At 65.9% G+C, this 19455-nt stretch carries 20 protein-coding genes and 1 pseudogene; 3 read left to right on the top strand and 18 right to left on the bottom strand.

Features of this window, described 5'->3' with window-relative positions:
- Positions 1 to 496: 496 nt before the first annotated feature.
- The gene (locus DBZ32_RS20095; protein WP_162906878.1) at positions 497 to 1108 is read left to right on the top strand and encodes a tetratricopeptide repeat protein; all 612 of its coding nucleotides are present in this window, start codon (positions 497 to 499) and stop codon (positions 1106 to 1108) included.
- A 94-nt stretch (positions 1109 to 1202) separates the two neighbouring features.
- Here DBZ32_RS20095 and DBZ32_RS20090 read toward each other — a convergent pair whose 3' ends face one another.
- From DBZ32_RS20090 to DBZ32_RS20045, 11 genes are all read right to left on the bottom strand, one after another.
- Complete coding sequence (locus DBZ32_RS20090) at positions 1203 to 2453, bottom strand: hypothetical protein (RefSeq protein ID WP_119169054.1); 1251 nt, start codon at positions 2451 to 2453, stop codon at positions 1203 to 1205.
- Positions 2454 to 2851: 398 nt separating this feature from the next.
- On the bottom strand, positions 2852 to 3547 hold the full coding sequence (locus tag DBZ32_RS20085; RefSeq protein WP_119169053.1) for a hypothetical protein: 696 nt from the start codon (positions 3545 to 3547) through the stop codon (positions 2852 to 2854).
- Positions 3544 to 6222 carry a hypothetical protein gene (locus DBZ32_RS20080; protein ID WP_119169052.1) on the bottom strand — a complete coding sequence of 893 codons (2679 nt, stop codon included), beginning with the start codon at positions 6220 to 6222 and terminating at the stop codon, positions 3544 to 3546. Before DBZ32_RS20080 ends, DBZ32_RS20085 begins: the two co-directional genes overlap by 4 nt.
- Positions 6222 to 7037, bottom strand: coding sequence for a hypothetical protein (locus DBZ32_RS20075; RefSeq protein ID WP_119169051.1), 816 nt, complete (start codon positions 7035 to 7037; stop codon positions 6222 to 6224). The genes DBZ32_RS20080 and DBZ32_RS20075 overlap by 1 nt, the downstream gene beginning before the upstream one ends.
- Positions 7038 to 7695: 658 nt before the next feature.
- Complete coding sequence (locus DBZ32_RS22205; protein ID WP_162906877.1) at positions 7696 to 8025, bottom strand: hypothetical protein; 330 nt, start codon at positions 8023 to 8025, stop codon at positions 7696 to 7698.
- A 162-nt stretch (positions 8026 to 8187) separates the two neighbouring features.
- The gene (locus DBZ32_RS20070; RefSeq protein ID WP_162906876.1) at positions 8188 to 8718 is read right to left on the bottom strand and encodes a hypothetical protein; all 531 of its coding nucleotides are present in this window, start codon (positions 8716 to 8718) and stop codon (positions 8188 to 8190) included.
- A 136-nt stretch (positions 8719 to 8854) separates the two neighbouring features.
- On the bottom strand, positions 8855 to 9055 hold the full coding sequence (locus tag DBZ32_RS20065) for a hypothetical protein (protein WP_208539343.1): 201 nt from the start codon (positions 9053 to 9055) through the stop codon (positions 8855 to 8857).
- 295 nt (positions 9056 to 9350) lie between these two features.
- Positions 9351 to 10772 (bottom strand): hypothetical protein, encoded by a 1422-nt coding sequence (locus tag DBZ32_RS20060; RefSeq protein WP_119169048.1) that lies wholly within the window; start codon positions 10770 to 10772, stop codon positions 9351 to 9353.
- Positions 10757 to 11284 carry a virion core protein, T7 gp14 family gene (locus DBZ32_RS20055; RefSeq protein WP_208539342.1) on the bottom strand — a complete coding sequence of 176 codons (528 nt, stop codon included), beginning with the start codon at positions 11282 to 11284 and terminating at the stop codon, positions 10757 to 10759. The genes DBZ32_RS20060 and DBZ32_RS20055 overlap by 16 nt, the downstream gene beginning before the upstream one ends.
- On the bottom strand, positions 11277 to 11768 hold the full coding sequence (locus DBZ32_RS20050; RefSeq protein WP_208539341.1) for a hypothetical protein: 492 nt from the start codon (positions 11766 to 11768) through the stop codon (positions 11277 to 11279). The genes DBZ32_RS20055 and DBZ32_RS20050 overlap by 8 nt, the downstream gene beginning before the upstream one ends.
- On the bottom strand, positions 11765 to 14131 hold the full coding sequence (locus DBZ32_RS20045) for a phage nozzle protein (protein ID WP_119169047.1): 2367 nt from the start codon (positions 14129 to 14131) through the stop codon (positions 11765 to 11767). The genes DBZ32_RS20050 and DBZ32_RS20045 overlap by 4 nt, the downstream gene beginning before the upstream one ends.
- A gap of 99 nt (positions 14132 to 14230) precedes the next feature.
- Here DBZ32_RS20045 and DBZ32_RS20040 point away from each other — a divergent pair, with 99 nt between their 5' ends.
- Positions 14231 to 14860, top strand: a complete 630-nt coding sequence (locus DBZ32_RS20040; RefSeq protein ID WP_208539340.1) for a glutathione S-transferase — start codon at positions 14231 to 14233, stop codon at positions 14858 to 14860.
- Between the two features lie 24 nt (positions 14861 to 14884).
- Here DBZ32_RS20040 and DBZ32_RS20035 read toward each other — a convergent pair whose 3' ends face one another.
- Positions 14885 to 15541, bottom strand: coding sequence for a hypothetical protein (locus DBZ32_RS20035; protein ID WP_119169046.1), 657 nt, complete (start codon positions 15539 to 15541; stop codon positions 14885 to 14887).
- 150 nt (positions 15542 to 15691) lie between these two features.
- Here DBZ32_RS20035 and DBZ32_RS22905 point away from each other — a divergent pair.
- Positions 15692 to 15871 (top strand): annotated as a pseudogene (locus tag DBZ32_RS22905) (hypothetical protein); the annotation flags it as partial.
- Positions 15872 to 15895: 24 nt separating this feature from the next.
- Here the strand turns inward: DBZ32_RS22905 and DBZ32_RS20025 are convergent.
- The 6 genes from DBZ32_RS20025 to DBZ32_RS20000 all read right to left on the bottom strand — a co-directional run bounded on the left by DBZ32_RS20025 (position 15896) and on the right by DBZ32_RS20000 (position 19432).
- Positions 15896 to 16249 (bottom strand): DUF1428 domain-containing protein, encoded by a 354-nt coding sequence (locus DBZ32_RS20025; protein ID WP_119169045.1) that lies wholly within the window; start codon positions 16247 to 16249, stop codon positions 15896 to 15898.
- The gene (locus DBZ32_RS20020; RefSeq protein ID WP_119169044.1) at positions 16246 to 16800 is read right to left on the bottom strand and encodes an SRPBCC family protein; all 555 of its coding nucleotides are present in this window, start codon (positions 16798 to 16800) and stop codon (positions 16246 to 16248) included. Before DBZ32_RS20020 ends, DBZ32_RS20025 begins: the two co-directional genes overlap by 4 nt.
- The gene (locus DBZ32_RS20015; RefSeq protein ID WP_119169043.1) at positions 16797 to 17306 is read right to left on the bottom strand and encodes a YybH family protein; all 510 of its coding nucleotides are present in this window, start codon (positions 17304 to 17306) and stop codon (positions 16797 to 16799) included. The genes DBZ32_RS20020 and DBZ32_RS20015 overlap by 4 nt, the downstream gene beginning before the upstream one ends.
- A gap of 164 nt (positions 17307 to 17470) precedes the next feature.
- Complete coding sequence (locus tag DBZ32_RS20010; RefSeq protein ID WP_119169042.1) at positions 17471 to 17815, bottom strand: ArsR/SmtB family transcription factor; 345 nt, start codon at positions 17813 to 17815, stop codon at positions 17471 to 17473.
- A 94-nt stretch (positions 17816 to 17909) separates the two neighbouring features.
- Positions 17910 to 18404 carry an AAA family ATPase gene (locus DBZ32_RS20005; protein WP_162906874.1) on the bottom strand — a complete coding sequence of 165 codons (495 nt, stop codon included), beginning with the start codon at positions 18402 to 18404 and terminating at the stop codon, positions 17910 to 17912.
- A gap of 191 nt (positions 18405 to 18595) precedes the next feature.
- A complete protein-coding gene (locus DBZ32_RS20000; protein WP_119169040.1) occupies positions 18596 to 19432 on the bottom strand; it encodes an isocitrate lyase/PEP mutase family protein in 837 nt (278 codons plus the stop codon).
- Between the last annotated feature and the right edge of the window lie 23 nt (positions 19433 to 19455).

Below are 19455 nucleotides of genomic sequence, written 5' to 3'. Positions count from 1 at the left end.
ACCTCGGCCTCGGAGTCTTGCGATCGAACCGGACTCGGGACGAGTCGCCTTACGTCGATGACCACACCGCAATCATCGCGCGCTATGTTTTTCGGGTCCAGCTGCGCGCGGCTTTAGGAGGAGCCGGCCCCGGCCGCTTAAAACACAAGGATCGCGACGCAAGCGAGCAACACCCGTCCGACCGTTCCGGCTCCTTTAGATCACGCCTTCTACAAAAAAGAGCAAGAGTGGCCCAACCAGCTCACTCGAGCGCCAGACGCAGTGTCAAATCCAAGCTCGATGCACTTTTCCTGGTGAGACCGGCTGCGACCGGCCACGAAGGAATCGACAACGGCGTATTTGGGTATTTTCCGGGATGATAGAATAATCCGTTTGGTGTAGCTTGGTGCTCCATAGGGTCGTCTTCTCTATCTTGGCACCGCCGGCAGGGACCCCTGACCGCACCTCGTCCGAATCCGATTTTTCGCGCTTCACACTCACCTTCGCGGATACGTCGATGTCGCCTCACCGTCGATTGCTTGCCAGTATCGCCTCGGCCGCGCTGCTCGTCTTTCTGCTCATCGACGCCGCTCCGCTCGGTGCCGAGAACGCCTTGCAGCGAGGTTTGGCCGCCCATGCCGCAGGCGACTTCGAGGAGGCCGCCCGTCTGCTCTTTCCTCTCGCCGTGGACGGAGATCCCCAGGCTCAGTTCAAGATCGGCGAGATGTACGAAGTCGGAGAGTTCTTCCGGCACGACGCCTGTATGGCGCTGGTCTGGTGGGACAAGGCGGCCCGGGGCGGACATGCGCTTGCCATGAGCTTTCTCGCGATTGCCTATACCCAGGGCGAAGGCGTGATTTACGACCGGGTGCGCGCGCACCTCTGGGCCGTCGCGGCCGCGGCGCGCGGCGAGCTTGGGGCAGAGGCGACCATCCAGATCATGTGGCTGATCATGTCGGATGAGGAGTTCGCCACTGCCCAGCGCCTGCAGATCGGCTTCCGGCCGGAGACGACCCCGCCGGTCGATCTCTACCCTCTGCCCCAGCCTTGGGTCGAAGACGGTGCCATGCTTCGGCGCCTAGCCGAATCCGGAATGACCTGGTGCCGGCGTCCCGGATACTGGCCTTAGAGCTGGATCGCCCCGGATGGACCCGCCTCGGAGATCCCATTCAAGGCGTCAGTCTTCCTCCAATTCTAGATTGAGAGCGCCGTGCGATCCTGTCTCAACGCAACTGCTCGGCGCCATCCGTCTCGCCGCTGCGTGCGCGGATAATGCGATTGCGATCGGCGATGCTGTTCTCGAGTCCGCCAATCAAGAGCTGCGGTATCGCCTTGGCAACGAGTGAGACTCCCGGTGCTTTACCCACGAGCGAGTCGAGAGCGCGCAAGAATGGCAGCGCCTTGGCATCGATGGCGCTAGCCTCCAACAATTCCTGATTGGTCGCGGAATAACGTTCATGGTCGGGGCCCAACGAATTCTGAAAGGCGAGCCGGGCGAGCAGTTTGGATTCCAACTGCTTATGCCCTCGCCGGCCAAGCGCGACGGCAAGATGGTTAACCTTGTTCTTGTGAAGCTGGATTTCGAGATGCCGGAACAGCGCGACGGCGGCAAGTGCCGCCGCGCCCTCGGGGCCCGCCCGCTCCACCAGCTCCAAGTCGATATCCATCTCTCGCGCCATGGTCTCGATGGAGCCGAACCAGATCTGGTCGTAGAGCTCGTCGCCCACCAGCTCTCGCAGAAGGGCTTCGGAGTCTTGAGGAACCTGTAAGTCGTCGGGGACCGCCTGATCCTCCGGCGGCCCATTGGTCTCGGGCCTCCTGTCCGGACGGTCATCGGGGTCCTGCCTCGGCGCGCCCAGGGAGCCGCCGTTTTCAACCGCCGGGTCGGAGGTTCTCCCGTCTTCGAGAAGACCCACGGCGAGCTCAGTTTCACGCAGGTCGGAAGCAGCGCGTAGCGAGGATGCTTCTGAGGTCCCTCCAGGCCGGCGCGGACCATCGGCCACGAAACGCCGAAGGAACTCGCGCGCAAACTCGGGCCTCCCCTCGGCGAAGGCAGCGGCGGCGCGGCTCCAGGTCTCCCGGGAGTCCTCCTCTTCGGCGATCAGCCGGGCGAGCAGCTGGCGCTGCTCGCGCTTGTCCGGCGCGCGGCCTTCTCGCGCGGCGAAGGCATCCGCGGCCTTGTAGAGCGCGAGACGCAGACGCCCGCGCCGCTCCAACTCCGCGCGCTGCCCCGGCTCCAGCCAATCCTCGCGGGCGCCGTCCGGCCGCTGCTTGCGCACTCCCAGGCGCGCCACCCAGCGCGCCCGCGCCAGCGCCGCCTCCCACTGCGACTCCTGCGGGCTGACAGCTCGGCTGCGGCGAGTCGCCGTTGTTGCTTCCGCTTGGCTCTGAACCGGCGCTTCGGCGGGCCTCGCCGACGCACGGTCGGGGTTCGTAGTCGGATCCAGATTCCCGTCGCGACTCACGGCCGCCATCGCGGCCTCACGCGCACTGGCGGCGGGAGAAGACGCGTGCCCAACAGCAGGCGATAAACCACTCCTGGCGAGAGCCATGTCACGTCCTTCTTCACAGATACGGAATAGAAATCTCGCGGGGCGCCACTGCACAGCGTGCAAGCAGTAACCGCTGCGCCCCTGCACATCTCCCGAGGCTAGACACTCCATCCGCTCCAGGTGGAACCGGTGCGGCTCCGCCTGCGGACTGCCGGCCAAGACCTTGGCCTGGGCCGCCGTTGCACAGAGGCCGAAGTCCGCAGAGGCCGAAGTCCGCAGGGGAAGTCGAGAGGCACCAGGGACCGGCTAACGGCGAGGTAGACCTGGGCAGTGAGAAGACTGCTCTACGTCAAGCTCCCGACTCACCGGTCACATCGTAGCTATAGAGGCGGCTCCGGGAAGGGCCAGTCCCAGCCGCAGTAGCTGTAGAGATGGCGATAGAAACGCGCTGGAGCGACTCCGTAGTGCGGCGCACCGGGCACCGTATGTTCTTCGATGTAGAGCGAAAAGAGGCGGATCAGTTCGTCCATCCCCCCAGACTCAGCGGCGAACCTTTTCATGAGGTCCTGTTCGCCACCGAGGTACATGACGTTCTCGTCAATCACCAGTCCCCAATCGGCCCGGTCGTCGGTAGCGAAGCAACAGAGCATCATGAAAAGATCATTGCTGAGCCAAGCCGCATTCAGCTCCGGTCGCCGTGGTGGAATCAGAAGAGTTTCCAGCTGATCGGGTCCGCCCATGTAGGTGAGATAGATATGCGGAGTCTGTCGTTCCTGAAGAATGCTGAGAAGCGGCGCGAGGTGGTCGCGTTCGAAAAGGCCTCGACACATCTCGGGTTCGCCGGGCGGGAGCGTTTGAAGTCCTGAAAAGAAGGGTTCATTGAATAGTGCCACCACCTGCCAATTCGGATTACGAAAAATACGCATAGGTCGATCTCGACGATAAAGCGGTCGGTCATCTAACCCTCCTCCCTCGCCCAGCACGAAGACTTCGCTATAGCGAGGTAGAGCCCGGTCCCAGCTTTCTGCCGGCTCCAAGACCTGAAATTCGAAACCATCGGAATGCTTGGTCTTCATCGCTGCACCCCTTCGTCGCCAAAGCGAACTTTGATATCGAACCTGTTCATATCGTTCGCGCCGGGCGCCACCACGATCACCGAAACGGTCTCACCATTTCTGTTGGTACTCAGCCTTCGCGTATAGGTGGTTCCGTCACGCGTTGTAAAGAGACGCCTGCCTCTACCTTTGTAAACTACATCCCCAAGCGTACCGCCCTGTTCCCGTATGATCCGCTCGAAGGCCGCATCGGCTGCGGCAGCACCGCCGCCGCGCTGGATATTGACTATGTGCCCAGCCGTTCTTGCTTCATTTTTCAAGCGCCCGCCGCTGATCAGCCCCATCACCGACACCTCGTCGGATGGCCTGAGATAGCCAATCACACTCTTGAGGCGCCGAATGACATCCAGACGCTGGCCCGCGGTCTCGACCCCCGCCTCGACTCCCGACTTGGTGCGGAGCCGCGCAACGCTGCCCTGCGGCGCGCGGGCGGTCGAACCGCCTGGCTTCTTCGCTCGCGCCAGGTCCCGGCCGCGCGGGGTCTTACGAACCCGCCCGAGGATTTCGAGCGCCGCACGTCCGATCACCTTTCCGGCCGTCCTGGCACCACGGACGAAGGGCCCGAGGACGGGGACAATCCCGGCGAGCTCGATCAGACCTTCGCTCGCGGCCAGCAGCGCAGCCCAGTGGTCTTCGTCGTCCAGGGCACGCCGTGCTTGGGCCAGGGCCTCGACGCCGTCCTGATAGGACAAGGGCGCCCCGACCCCAGGGATGAGCTTCAGGGTCTCGCGGCCCAGCAGCTCGATCTGCTCCTCGGACAAGCCGGTAAGATCGGCCGCCTGCTCGATCAGATCCGCGAGAGCCTTCGCTGCCGCCTCATCGAAAGCAGCGTCTTCCTCGGCCTCAGACGGCGCAGCTTCCGGCTCGGCGGGCGCGTCCCGCGGCGCCTCGGGCGGTGCGGCTTGTTCCGGCTCACCACCCGGCCGGTTACCCCCACCGCTGTCCTGCCTGCCGTCCTGCCCGTCGCCTCCGCCCTCATCCCCATCGTCTCCGAAGATGCCGGCGGCGACCTGGGTCTCGCGCGGCTCGTCCTCGGTGGGCAACGTGCCGGCAGGGCGGCGGTTGATATCCCAGGGAACCTCGGCGCCGTTCGTCCAGACCTCGAAGCCCGCGTCCTCCAGCGTCTCATCCAGCTCGCCCAGACGGACTGGGCTGCCCTCGCCCTCCACCGCCTTAGGCGAACCGTTTGCCGGGCCGGGCGCGTTCGGCGCGCCACCCTCTTCCAGCCGACGCCGCGCGAAGGCCTCCTGCTCTTGGCTCAGATGCCGGGCGATTTGCGGGGCCTCTAGAGAGACCTCGTCCGGGAAGGCGGGGAACAGCGCGTGCAGCGCCTCGAACAAGGCCGCGTCGGGCTCGACCGCCAGGCCGGTCCGCCACCAGTCCTCCAGCTCGTCCCGCTCGCTCTCGCTCAACACCGCCGCCAGGTCCGGCGGCAGGCTCGCGGGTGTGACCTCGCCAGCGCGCAGGCCGCGCTGGATCTCCACCTGCGCCGTCGCCTTGGCGCCCCGCAGCGCCGCCGTCTCCCGCTCGTAGGCCGCCGTCAGCTCGTCCGCCGCGCCGCCGCGCACCCGGGGATCCTCGGCCTCCACACCAGCCAGTCGCGCCATCCGCTTCCGATAGACCTTATGCGGCCCCGCCTGCGGACTGCCGGCCAGAATCTCCGCCTGCACGGCCGCCTTCGCCTGAGCCGCCGTTGCACGAGGGCCGAAAGCGGCTGCGGGCGCCAGGGACTCGACCGGCGAAGGGTCGCCCTCCGACGCCGCTCCCCGCTCTCTGGCAGAGGCGGGCAACGGCGCGCCGGTCGCGATGGCCTGGTACAGCGCCTTCACCTCGGCCGTGCGCTCCACCGCACTCGTCTTGGTGTCGAGCAGCAGCCGGTCGGCGGCGGTCATCCCCTGCCCGTGGCTTTCCAGGTAGGTCCGCGCCTCCGCGCCGCGCCCCTCGGCCAGCAGGCGGTCCACCCTGCCGAGATGGATCTTCGAGATGTGGCCGAGCGCGATGGCCTCGACCGTCTCCGGCGGCAGGCCCTGCGCCTCGCCCTGCTGTTGGGCGACAGCCCGGATCTCCAGCTCGGCCCCCGGACCCAACAAGGGGTCGGCCAAACCAGCGGCCACCGCTGACTGCATGCGGGCCTCCATCGCGGCGGTCCGGTAAACCCGGGATTGGGCGTCGCGATGCCGTTCCAGGCCAGCCGCGAAGGCCGGCTGCCGGTTGGCGACCTGCCGCGTGAAGAGCGCATAGGCCCGCCCCCTGCCACTCCCGCCACCGTCGCTTCCGGATCCGCCGCCAAGCGCGCCGCCGATCCGCCTCTGCAGGCCGGTCAATTCCGCGAACGCCGCGTCGTAGGCGCCGACCGCGTCCCCGCCCTGCAGACCGCGAAAGCCCGCCAGGGTATCGGTCGCCGCGACCTGCCAGCGCGCGAAGGCCTCTTCGGCTTCCGCCTCGGTCCGCTCGGCCTGGCGTTCGAAGCCGACCCGGGCGAGCGCATCGCCGGCTTGCGCCAGGCCCTCGGCGCCCTGGGACAGGTGCCGGGCACGCTGGGCGCCGAAGGTGTCGGCCGAGACCGTCAACCGCTGGCGCGCGTTAGGCAACGGCGCGATCTGGACCTGCTGTTCGGTAACGCGGGGCACACGCACTAGAGACGGCCCTCCCGACGCAGACGCCGGCCGGCGCGAATTGCGGCGCGCAGGATGCGCGGGTCGTTGCCGGCCCCGGTCGCGTCCAGCCAAGCCTTGAAGCCGGGGCTTCGGCGCTCGACCAACGCCACGGCGGCGCGGGCATCGGCGAGCAGCGGTCCGGCGCGCGGCCCGAAGGTCTCGCGCAGCCTTGCTTCGGCGCGGGCGTAGTCCTGTCCTTGTCTCTTTTCTTGTTGCTCGATTTGTTCCTGCCCCTGTCCCGGCTCCATCTCGCCGACCGCTCGGACGTAGCCCTCGATCAGGCCGGTCAGCTCACGCAGATCTCCAGCCGCCAAGCCGGCCTCGCTCAGGGCGGCCGGCAGCGCGCGCTCGGCCTCGGCGGCCTGGTCGCACCGCTCCGGCGCGTCGGACAAGCTGGCCTGCAGCCCGTCGAAGAAGCCGGAGAGTCCCAACGCGACCTGTCCGGCCGTCGCCACCGGTCCGTCCGGTGCCGTGTAGAACAGCGCCGTGCGCTGCTCCGGCGTCAGCTCGGCCCTCGGCTCGGGCGTCTCCCCGGGCGCCTCCCCAAGCATTTCTGTGGTTGCCTGCTGGGCGGTCTCCTCGGCGGCGGCCTTCGCGTCCCGCTCCGGCCGCTCGGGGACGCCGGTGCCTTCGCCTGACAGATCCGCTGGCGACACCTCCGCGCCAGCGAAACCACTCGCGAAGCCCCGGCCCGCGAGATCCAGCGGCCGGGCTCTTTCGTCGTCCGCACCGGACCTGCTGTCGTCCAGTCTGCGGGCCGGCGTCGTCGGATAGAGCATCTTGGCATCGACCATGATCTGGCCCTTTCATGAGGAGCGCGCGGCACCGGGTCGCGCCGGGGGCCGCCAGACGAAAACCGGGCGGGGCCGGCGCCAGGGCGACGCTGCGGTCGGAAATTCGCGTGTGCTGTGAAGGTCTGGAGAGAGGCGCGACGCAGCGCGCACGCGCTACGCGCGAGCGGACGCGGTCTCGCTTCAGCCGGTGGCGTGACCCATCCGCCAGGTCCCTGCCGAGAGCAGGCGGACGGAGTACCGCTCACTGGAAACCGCGAGAACGGTCCCGACCGACGGATATCCGGACTGTGGACACCGGTTGGCCGCCGGCTGCGTATCGTCGGCGGCACTGGTGCTGAGGAGTGCAAGGCGCGTAAGCTCTACCGAGCCGCCTGGCACCGCTCCCTCTTCGGCTTCGGCGCGAGCCTAACGCTGCGCCGGATGCACGGCTCCCCCGGCGGAGGTCAGACTCAGGATCTCGACGAGAGTTGCGAATCAGCCTCGCAAACGAAGGGCGGCGGTTGCTCTCATGTCATCCTGAAAAAGCGGCTGGGTTGACGTCGAACGGGCGCTTGACCTGGCAACGGGTCGTGGCTTCCCAAGTCCACCAAAGAGCCTTCGGGATGCTGAGGGTTTCCGAAGGCGGCAGGTCCTCTTCCTCTAAAGTGCGCGCGCGAATTCACAGCGCCTTGATGCCGCTGCCTTTCAACACGACTGAATAGCTTTCCGGCCCACCCATGAGGCTTAGCCTGAGCCAGAAGCCGGCTTCGATCGTTTCACCGCTCGGCAAGCGCGTAACGACCCTCAGCTCGTCGAACATGGCGTGATCTGTGGTAGAGGGACGATCAATCAGGAAAGACGCTGAGTCGCTCCTTAGATCTGCTCGCAGCACCGCATCATCTTCGAAAAACAACGCTGAATTCACATCCCCGCCGGTGAAAGTTGACGTCGGCTGACAGGCGGCGTCGCATCCGGATGACGCACGAGTAAAAAGCCGGCAGTCACGCATCTGACTCTCCCGATTGTTCCGATGGGCCCGCGCCGCCCTTACAGAAGCAGCACAGGCCGGCCGCAGATGCGCCCGAATAGAGTCCGCCGCCATACCCGCGCCATACCCAGCCGTCACACCGGAGAAGACAGCTCGGCTGCTCACCGCGGCAGCGATCGCGCCTCACCTCTGATCGGTATGTACCGGTACTGCGACAGGCTCGAGGCCCGTACGAGGCACACCCGGTGTGGCAATAACCTCAATCGCGGCGCAGAACGTTTCGTCCTGAGCTCTAAAGCCGGCCGAGCCTCGTAACTGCATCGCTTTGTAGTACTCGTATACCGGCCCTTCCGAGAGCCCGGCTTGCACCCAGCGACTTGCAATACCCCGGACTGCACCGTTCGACGCATTGAGGGGAAGATCGGTCAGAGTCTCCCAGGAAATCATGTAGAGGCGGTCGCCGACCGTAAGCACCAGGCCAGACCAGTCGAAGGTGCCCGGATCGAAAAGCTCGTGGCCAGGCCAGGTGAACCAGCCCTCGCGCAGATTGAGCATCCCTCGCACGACTGCAAGCCGATACTCCGCCCTCAGCTCCGGCCCCAGCCAAGGACCGCCCCGATCGCAGGAGACTACGAACGGGTGAACGTTGAGTGCCAAGAAGGCCGTCATTCCCAAAAGCAGAAACAGTCTCCGGCAAGTCCAACGCCAACGCATTCTCTGTGTCCTCTCCGACACGTCTCCGCCCTCGAACGAACATTGCGATTATCGGGACAGACAGCAGCTGCGCAAAAACATAACCAGCTGCAGTGGTGGCCAGCAGACGCCGACAAGCGGCGCATACTCTATCCTTTTAGAGATTCGCTCTCGTTACATCCTGCAGATCGGAGCACCAGAGGCGCGCCAAGGCCAAGTCGCCCCTCGCTCCCTCGGCGATAGCTATACCCCGATCCATTCGATCTAGCTCGTCCAGCCTTTCCCGGTCGGGCAAGTTCTTGAGCCAACCGTCGAGAATATCTCGCGCCGCCAAACGATTGGCTTCCTGCGTCAGCATGGTGTTCCGCTCCCACCGCAAGAGATAGAGTCGCAAACCTCTCATTATGAAGACTCTACTCCAATTATGCCCCTCACTCTCCCGCAAGCGGTACATGTGCCCAAGCAAAGCCTCGAGATATTCGGCCCGAAACTCCGGTCCGAAACTGTAGCCCGGCAATCCACAGCTTGGCCGATAGGGCGCAAATGAGAATGACAAGATCCCTAAGAGCAACAAGATCAGTAACTTACCTTTGTGTCGTCGCGGAAAGCTGGGAGGGGATTTGCTCTCTAAAGCGAGGGTCATCTATCAACTCTCATGGATCGATATCCCAAACCCGAAACCGGGGGTCGCCGAGTCTGAATTCTCGAAATCTCCTTCCATCGCGCCTTACCGACTTGCTCCCGAGAACCTCCACGGTCCCTTGGATTTTCTGTCGCCAGACACTTCCGATCTCGAAAGGCGTACCTCGTCCCGCGGTCTGCAAAGCGTAAGCTTCGGAGATCGGATCGAAACTGAAATCGAATGGGCCAAAACTGTATGTGCTGAAGTCGTAGGTATCTATCATCCGATGAGTGATATTTCCCACTATCCTTATCTCGGCTCCATGTCTCTCCGCCTCGAAGGCGACTTCAGATCTGACATGAAAAGCTCCATAGGACAGGAAGTGGTCGATTTCCCGGGTCCGGTCTGTGTCAGGCAGTTCGTCTTGAGCAAAGTTGTAAAACCCCCGAATATTCGAAATCCAGCTCGGTCTTAGATAGTTATAGTGGTCTTGAATTTCGCATTTCTCTCCGTCCGTCATAAAGCGAAGGCACTCTGTAATTTCTCTTTTTTCAGTATTTCCCGTGAATGTGTCATTTATGAAGCGCCGATTGTTCTCTTTTTCGGCAATTCGGACGAATTCGATCTTCCGGGCCTCTTCACGTGAAAGAACGACTGGAGACTCGTCGCGATTCAGGAATTTCTCCAGAAAGTCGGCAGCTCCGGTCCAGCCCCGCAACCGCCAGCCCCTCGCTGTCTCTCTCAAATTGGCTTCAGCCACATCGAGCGGATCGCGGTCCTCTCCGTCATCCGACGTTGGCAGCGGCGGTGCGCGCGGAGCTTCGGCAGTTGCAATCTGCGGATCGGAACGCAGGGTCTCTTCGGACGCTCGCGCGCTGCCCGCCGAGACACGGCGAAGGTGACTTCGCGCCGAGCCCGGATCGCCCTGGGCGAAAGCGGCAGCCGCAGTGCTCCCGCTCGGCGGCGCCCCGGCGTCCTCGATAAGCAATCGGGCGAGCAGTCGGCGCTGCTCGTGCTTGTCCGGCGCGCGGCCCTCGCGCGCGGCGAAGGCGTCCGCGGCCTTGTAGAGAGCCAGGCGCAGGCGCCCGCGCCGCTCAAGCACAGCGCGCTGTGCCGGCTCCAGCCAGTCCTCCCGCGTCCCGTCCGGACGCCGCTTGCGCATCCCGAGACGCGCGATCCAGCGCGCCTGCGCCAGCGTCGCCTCCCACTGCGGATCCCGCAGGGGTGGAGGAAAGGCCACCGTGGGTGCCTCGGCCGGCGGCTCGTCTCGAACCGGCGGATCGGGCGGCGCTGCGACATCAACGGCCGCTTCGGACGCCGGCCGTATCGGCTCGACGGATCTCGCCGGTGCCGAGACATCGCGCGCCGCCTCGGTCTCCACCTCCGGCGAGGTCGCGGGATGCTGTGAACCGCCGGCCACCGGTGCCCGTCTCCCCATCAGGTCGACCACCATCCGCTGTCCTTGCCGTAGCCGTACCAACGGTCCGAGACGCGACCGAGTGTGGTCAGCAGAGGCGCCGGCGAGGCGCCTTGAACGTTGCTGGCCTGCAGTCCGAGGAGGCCGGCCTGGGCCTGGTCGTTGGAGGCCTGCGCTCGGAACTGCCAGGCCTCGCGCGCGGCGTTGTCGCGGATCTGCAGGGCATCCAGTTCGCCCAGCGCCGCCGTGTCGCCCAGGATGTTCAGCGCCGAACCGCTGTCCGCCTGCAGGCCGGTGGCTCCCAGCACGGCGCGCTGCCGGCCCAGCAACTGCTGGGTCTGCATCCGCTGCGCGCGCTCCTGCGCGCGGCCGCGCTGGCGGGCATCCTCGGCCAGCGCCTCGGAGGTGCTGGCGTTGTTCTCCGCCACCTGCCGCTGATAGTTCAGCGCGGCGCGCTGGGCCGCCGCCTGCTGGCTCTGCGCCTGCATCTGCATGGCGGCGCTGCCCAGAGTGGCCGCCGTCGAGGCGATCAGAAACGGTTCACACATGGTTCTGCATCCGGTCGGGTCTCATCCAGAAACGGTGAAAGGGGCGGCCGAAACGGCCGTGGGGCGCCGCCGGCTCCAAGGTGAAGCCGAGCCAGCGCAGCCAGCGGATCGAGCGCGTGTTGCGCGCGTCGACCCAGTTCTCCAGGTAGTCGTAGCGCGCCTGGAGGCGCGCCAGGTTCTCGCGGCTGAGCCGCAGGAAGGAACGCTTGTGGCGCTCCAGACCGCGTCCGGCCAGTAGCCAGGGCGCACCCTGGCGCCCCAGCAAGGCCGTGGTGCCCGCACCCCAGAGCGCGAGGACTTCGCCATCGATCAGACCCGCCCAGGCGAGGTCGGAGTGCCGCAGGCTCTGAATCAGAGCCTGCAGCGGCCGATGCCCGTGGGAGGCCATGACCTCGCGCCGGTCCGCCGGGCGCAGACGCGGGGCCAGCTCCGCCGCGTCGGAGAGGCGTGCCGCACGGATCTCGATCTCGGCTGCCTCCCTCATGCGCCGATATCCACTTCGGGGGCGAGAGACAACAAGGTCAGCGGTAGCGGGTCGGCCTGACGGATGCAGACGATCCCCTGGTCGTTCCACTCCGGCGGAATGTCCATGGAGACGTCGCCGGTGAAGAGCCGGATCGCCTCTCCGTAGGCCTCGGTCGAGCGCTGCTTCCATTCGTCCAGCCGCGCGAAGGAAGGGCCGGCGAAGATGCCGCGCGCCTCCTGTACCCTGAGGGTCAGGGCGCCGATGCGCTTCTGACGGCCCATCACCGTGCCGGTCTCTCCCAGGTTGCCCAGGTCGAGCGGCAGGGTCTGGATATCGCAGCTGTAGGCCAGGCCGACATGGACCAGGTTCGCGGGATTGGGTAGGACGATCTCGCCGTTGCGGACGGTCAGGGCCTTGACCACGTTGCCGTCGGCCAGGACCGTCACGGTCTCGCCCTCCAGGTGCCAAAGGTTGCCCAGGCGCGCGGTGGCCGGGCCCCGGTAGGTCAGGCCGGCGTCGACGCAGAAGGCCTCCTCCACCGTCTCGAAACTGCGGTCGTCGAAGCGCTCCACGTATTGGACGGTTCGGCCCTCGACCTCGCGCTCGACGATGCAGTAGACGGCGTCCGCATTGCCTTCGCTGATGGAGCAGACCGATTTGAACCTGCCGGCCGTCTCATAACGCGACCAGCCCCAGACCTGATGCTCGAGCAGATAGGCCAGGGTCAGCAGGGCGCCGTCGTCCCGTACCGCCTGCACCAGCTTGTAGGGCGCCTGGGCGTAGCACCAGTCGACAATCATGCGGTTGCGGAACAGGTGCGGGGCGAAGATCGTCAGATCGTTGCCGCGGTAGCCGTCGCTCTCGAAGCTGTAGGCCAGATCGCGCACGACAGACCCCTTGTCCTGCACGAAGAGCACGGTATTGCCGATCACCACCGGCGGCACCTTCGAGGCGCCGTGATAGGTCTGGGCACGCGCGGCGCGATTGCTCGGCGTCAGAACGCCGTCGTTCGGCGCGTTCAGCCGCCATTCGGCGCCCGACGTGAAGATGATCAGGTCCTCCAGCGAGACCATGGCGCGGATCTCGTTCACCTGCCGCGCCGCGAGCGTGATCTCGATCGCGTCGTCGTCCTTGGTCGGTTCCGAGACGTTGAAGTTCTCGAAGTTCGCGCTGGAGGAAAACCAGACGGTTTGCGGCCGGTCGTTCGATTGCCCGAAGCCCAACCGCTCCTGGTGGATCATCGTGATCGAAGGATACTTCCCGGCAGCGTCAAAGGGGTTTCGCGCCCGCTGCGGCGTGTCGGAGGTGTCGGGATCGATATTGTCGTCGTCGAACCTGAGGCCGATAGCCTCCCCGATGTAGCCGAACACGCCGTTCTCGTCCTTGTAGACGATGTAGCGATCTGCCCCCGGCACCGCGCTCCAGTCGATCCTGTTGCGGCTGTTCGCAAGACTCAAATCGTTGGCGGTCGTGGCACTTGCCGACGGCAGCGACTCTTCGCCCGTGTCGCCGTTGACTGCCGAGACGACGTAGGTGTGATCGCGCACGCCGTCCGACCCCGTGCTGCCGTTGATGCGCTGCGTCGTCACGCCCGTGGGCGCGGCGATCGTCGGCAGGAAGTCGATAGTCTCGAGAGTCCAGGCCGTGTCCCCGGTGCGGCTGAGTTTGCGAGGCGCGTGACTGGGGTGACAGAGGTACATCACGTCGTTCGACTGGACGTAACCGATGTCGAAGACATCGCTGTAGGGAGTGGCGATCTGATAGACCCGCGCCGTCGAGCCGCCGGAACCGTAGGCTCCGTAGCCAGTGCCGTCGATGGTGGCGCCGCCGATGCTCCGCAGGCTGAAGCTGTTCGCCGTGGCGTTGGCGACCCGGAAGTTCCGGCCGTTCAGCTCGGTCATGCCAAGGACGCCGGAGATGAAGATTTCATCGTCGTTGATGTAGCCGTGACCGTTGGCTGAAATCACAACCGGGTTGGCCTGGGTCGCTCCGCCGATGGCCTGATTGCCTTCCACGATCTGCCCCGTGTCCCGGTGGAAGCGGATGTAGCCGCCGCCGAACTCCAGCGCGTAAGTCTGTTCGGTGTTGAACTGGAAAGGGATCAGCCGCGTTGTGGCCGCCGAGTCCTTGACCTCCGCGACGAAGCGCAGGCCGGGCCGGGTGGAGAGCCCGCCGTAGGGCCGCACGAAAACGTTCCGCGCCTGGGCGACGCCGACTTGCCACTTGGCGGTATCGACCCGCGCCAGCAGGTCCGGCGCTATCTCGCCGCCGGCGAAGGAGGGTTGCAAGGCTTTCAGCATGGCCGCGAAGATCTCGTTCCAGAGTGAAAAGGTGTTGCGACGCCACGGCAGCGCCGGGACGGCCTTGGAGGTTTGTCGCAACGACGATTCGGTGGGATAACCCTGCTTGCAGCCCCACCCTTCCGGCGTCGCCACGCCTCTCGCGGCGCCCGGCTCAAACCAGACGGAACCGATAGACAGATGGCGATGAAACTCTATTTCAGTTCCAGTTCGCCCTTCGTGCGGAAGGTGCGGATCGCGGCGATCGAGCTTGGCTTGGACGATAGGATCGAGCTCATCCCGACCGCCGTCGTTCCGGGCAAGCCGAACGCCGACTACGCGCGCGAGGCCAATCCCCTGCGGCGCGTTCCAGCCCTGACGACCGAGAGCGGACAAGTGCTCTACGATTCCACCGTGATCTGCGAATACCTGGACGACCGCGCGGGCGGGGGGCGGTTGATTCCTCAGGACCGCGAGCGCCGCTGGCAGGTCCTGACCAGCCACGCCCTGGCCCAGGGCATGTGCGAGTCGGCGGTCCTGCTGCGCTACGAAACCTGGCTGCGGCCCGAGGCGCAGCGCTGGTCGGTCTGGATCGACGACCAATGGGACAAGATCGATAGCGGCCTCAAATGGTTCGAAGAGCACGAGCAAGTCCTGCGCGAGCCCATCGACCTCGGTCAGATCGCGCTGGGCGTGCTGCTCGGCTATCTGGACTTCCGGTCTCCGGACAAGGACTGGAGGCAAGACGCTCCGAAGGTGGCCGCTTGGTACGGAACCTTCTGCGAGCGGCCGTCCCTGCGCGAGACCGAACCGGCCAACCCACCTTCCTGATCGCTTCTCGCCCTGCGGAACGCGTCAGCGCGCGCGAATCCAGGCGGCGTCGTGATCGTCCCGGATCGTCGCCGCGGCGGCATCCGCGGCGCGCGCGGCATTGCTGGCCGTCAGGGCCTCGCGCAAGGCTTCCTGCCGGCGGCGTACGTCGCCTTTGAGCGCCGATGCCAGATCTGCGGCCAAGCGCCAGGAGAGGGCCTCGACGAACAGCGGGTCGAAGCGGTTCGGGTCCTCGATGCGGGCGGTGTAGATCAACGCCGCCTCGGGCTGGTCGCTCAGGATCCGCCGCCCGGCCCGCACCTCGAAGTCCGGCGTCGCTTGGGCCGGCCGCAGGGTCACCGGCGGCGTTACCGCCTCGCTCGGCCAGGGGGACCCTGCACTCCAGCCAGCCGCGAGCGCACGGCCCGAGGGCTCGATATAGAGCGGTGTCAGGCAGTCGGTCGGCAGGGCGTAGACATGGGCCCACTCACTGGACCGCTCGCCGGGCTCGAGCTGCAGTTCTGCAAGCGGCTGGCGGGCACGGGCGAAACGCCAGGCCTGAGACTGCAGCAGCGCATCGCGGGTCGGCGCATAGAGCGCGGTGCAATGCCGCGCGGCCGAGGAGGCCTCGTTCAGGTCGTTGATGGTCTGCGCCCCGATCCGCGTCAGCGCGAGGTTGCAGAGAGAAACGGCTGAGGTCATCGTCGAAGATCCATGATGTTTGCGGTTCTGACATCGCGCGCGAGGACCGCGCGCGGACCGGGCGAAGTTTCGGAAGTCTCGAAGCCGGTCGCCTGAGTCCGATTTTCTGGAAGAGGAACGACTCCGTGAAGAAGACGCTCGCCGGTACTCGACACCGGCGACTCCCTGTTCTTCTCCGGCGTCACCGGCACGCACCACGACGGCACGCTGACACGGCAGCCCGAGGCTCAAATCCGCGACGTCTTCGATTTCCTGCAAGCGCATCTCGCGGCGGCCGGCCTCGGCTTCGGCGATGCGGTCGAGCTGCGGATCACCGCACGCCGCGGCTAGAGCGCGGTCTGCGCGGGCCGTGTCTCAGCGCTCGACGATGGCTTGGAAGCCACCCAGGATCATCCGCTTCCCATCGAAGGGCATGTCGTTCATGGCGCCCTCCATGCGCGGGTCGGCCATCACCTTCTCATTGCCGGCATCGCGCGCCTCGCGCGACGGCCAGGTGATCCAGGCGAAGACCACGGTCTCGTCGCCCCGGCATTTCACGGCCATAGGGAAGGAGGTGACTTCGCCGTCCGGCACATCGTCGCCCCAGCACTCCACCAGGCTCAGCGCGCCGTGCTCCTTGAACACCACGGCCGCCGCCTCCGCGACTTTCTCGTAGTCCGCACGCTTCGCCGTGGGCACCGCGAGCACGAAACCGTCCACGTAGGTCATACCGCAAGCTCCTCTGCCAGACGGTCGAAGCTCTGCGGCCAACCTTCCTTGTAGCCGCTCGCCTCGGCGGCACGCCGCGCCGCCGCGTTTGGAAAGCGTGTGTGGAGCGTCAGCCGGGTCTGGTCTCCCGCCGCTTGAAAGGTGACGGTCACGACGGATCCCAGCGGCAACCCCGCTCCGCAGGCGCTGCCGGCGCCAGCCGCCCCTTCCGCCGTCACGCCCTCCAGGACCAGGTGCTCAGGGGCCCGGACCTCCCGGAAAATACCGGCACAGGGATGGACCGTGCCGTCGGGCGCCCGCAGATTGAGGCGAAAGACACCGCCCACCCTGAGATCGATCTCGCAGTCGCTGACCTCGCAGCCTTGCGGTCCCCACCAGGCCGAGACCCGCTTCGCCTCGGTCCAGGCGCGCCAGACCAGTACCGGCGGCGCCGCCAGGATCCGCGTGACGACCACATCGACTTCGATATCAAGGGACGTCGCGTCTTCCTGCGTCGGTCTTTGCTCTTTCCGGCCGGACAGTGCCGGAGAAACGGCCGTGATCCGTGTCATGCTCTTGCTCCCCGACTGGTGGTGGAGATTGCATCGGCGGGTATCGGACCGGGGGGCATCAGATCGACGGCCGCGCGCAGACTTCCGTCCATATGGAAGGGCACGGAGGTGTGTTCGTGAACCACCCGCCAGCGCCCCGCGCTCTTCTCGAAGCAGACCGTCGCGCGAAACCACACATCCACCTCCTCTCCGTCCCGCTTGCGTCCGGTCATGCGATTGAGGCTGGTGGCGAAGGCCAGAGGATCGCCCAAGGTGAAGACGAGGTCGCGCTGGTCGAGACCGATAGGACCGTCCCAGGTCTCCAGCCAGGCCGTCAGCCCGGCAGAGTCGATTCCCCGGTGCGTCAGCGGCGGCGCCAGATCGCTGATCAACACCCCCGGAGCATAGTGCATGACCAGCGCCTCGACATCCTTCTGCCGGAGCGCCTCGGTCTGATCGGTCAGAATGCCGCGCAGCTCGGCCTCGTCCTGCGCCGAGGCGCCGGCCTTATGGTCTGTCGCTTCCATAACTCCCTCCCTCTTGCGTCCCAGCTCGATCGGCGTCCCACCCGATCTCTAACGTCTCAATTCTCTCAGGTTCGCGGCGAAGCGGTACACAACGCGCGAGGCATCCGGAATGCGCTCGACGACGATCTCCAAATCCGGCGTCGCGGCGCTCTTGTCGATAGCAGTCACGCCTCGTCCTCCCCGGCCTGCAGCCCCTGCAGGTAGACCTCGAGCCGGTCGATACGGCTTTCCCAAAGTGCGCGCTGCTCGACCATCCAGGTCTCGGCCCGCGCCAGCTCCTCCGGCGTGATCTCGCAGGTCCGCACACGCCCGGCCTTCTTGGAACGCACCAGGCCGCTTTCTTCCAGCACGCGCAGATGCTGCAGAAAGGACGGCAGCGCCATCTCGAAGGGCTCGGCCAACTCGCTGACCGACGCGGGTCCCCGCCCAAGCCGCTGAATCACCGCCCGCCGCGTCGGATCGGCCAGGGCGCGAAAGATCGTGTCGAGAGCGGCTTCTTGGTTAGGCATCTGCCTAACTTATCGAAATCCACCCTAGCGCGCAAGACATTTAGGTTTCCGCCTAACTTTCTGCGGCTGGCGCCTCGGCTCTTTCGACCCGCCGTCAGACGGGAACGACCACCGCATCCCGCAGTTCGCCACCGTCCAAGGGCTCGAAGATCGTCTCGCAGAACTCGAAGATCTCGCGCGACACCTCGAACTGATAGGTCTCGGTCTGTCGGGTATTGCGGTGGTTCACCCTTTGCCAGCGGGTTTCCTTGTCCACATCCAGATAGTGAACGACCGCCGTCTGGCCCTGACGGGAAAAGAAGTCCAGGACCCGCATCCTCTGAACCTTCTGGAAGAACCCGAGATCCAGGATGACGTTCACCCTTCGCTCCAGGAGGCGAAGGGACTCGCGCAGGATCTGAACCTCGATGCGCTCCACACGCTCCAGGGCCCATTCGTAGCTTGGGGGGTTCGGCTGGTCGGCCAGAAACAGCGTCTTCATCCATTCGTCGACCGCAAAGACATGGGCGTCCTGCGCGTGCGACAGCTTCGCGGCGTAAGTGCTTTTACCCGCGCCGGTGTTTCCCACGATTAGAGAGACAGTCGTCATAAAGCCCCGTGCTTTGGAGCCTGTTGCGATCTTATGGAACCGCTTCGCGATTCCGCCGATCACGAAAAACAGACTCTCATCTTTTGACTCAACATCGGGCGGACAGGTTGCTCGCCCGGCATAGTCGGCGCGGGGTAGCACGCTGCGAACCCTCTGTCAGCACCCTCTCTCGGCGCGCGCCGACAGCGGCCTTACCGGCGCTTTTCCTGCAACATCATGCCGGCGAGTTCCGCGTCGGCCAGGGCCTGCTCGGCGTAGGAAAAGGTCCCCCCGTCCCGTACCTCCTCGGCGGCGCGGACCATCGCACCCAGGGCCGCGCGGGCGAAGGAGCCGCCGACGCTGATGCGCTTGACGCCGGCTTCGGCCAGCTCCGCGACCGACGTGCTTTTGCCCTGCAGGCCCATCACCACGTTCACCGGCTTGTCGACCTCCGAACAGACCCTTCGAATCGCCTCCAGATCGGGCAGACCCGGTGCATAGAGCACGTCGGCACCGGCTTCGGAGAAAGCCTGGAGCCGGCGAATCGTGTCCTCCAGGTCCGGACGGCCCCAGAGGAAGTTCTCGGCCCGCCCGGTCAGAAGGAACGGCCGCTCCCGCGCCGCTTGGCTGGCCGCGGCGATCCGCTCCACGGCCTGCGCGAAGGGATAGATCGGCGCCTCGGGGTCTCCGGTGGCGTCCTCGATCGACCCGCCGACCAACCCGACCTCGAGCGCCAGCTCGATCGTGCGGGCACAGCTCTCGGGCGAGGCACCGAAACCGTCCTCCAGATCGCCGGAAACCGGAAGCTCCGTCGCCGCGACGATCGCGCCGGCGTTCTCCATCAGCTCCGCGCGCGTCAGACCGGCGAAGGAGTCGCGACGCCCCACCGAAAAGGCGTAGCCGGCGCTGGTCGTGGCCAGCGCCTCGAAGCCCATCGCCGACAGTAAGCGCGTGGTACCGGCATCCCAGGGATTCGGCATGACGAAGGCGCCGGCGCGCTCGTGCAGCGCGCGAAAGCGGTCGAACTTTTCCTGCTGCGTGAGCTTCATCCCAGTCTCTCGCGGTGCGGTGC

The sequence above is a fragment of the Algihabitans albus genome (assembly GCF_003572205.1).
In the GTDB taxonomy this organism is placed as follows: Bacteria; Pseudomonadota; Alphaproteobacteria; order Kiloniellales; family DSM-21159; genus Algihabitans; species Algihabitans albus.
The sequence above is the reverse complement of the archived record's forward strand: the minus strand, read 5'-3'. Positions and strand labels throughout refer to the sequence as shown.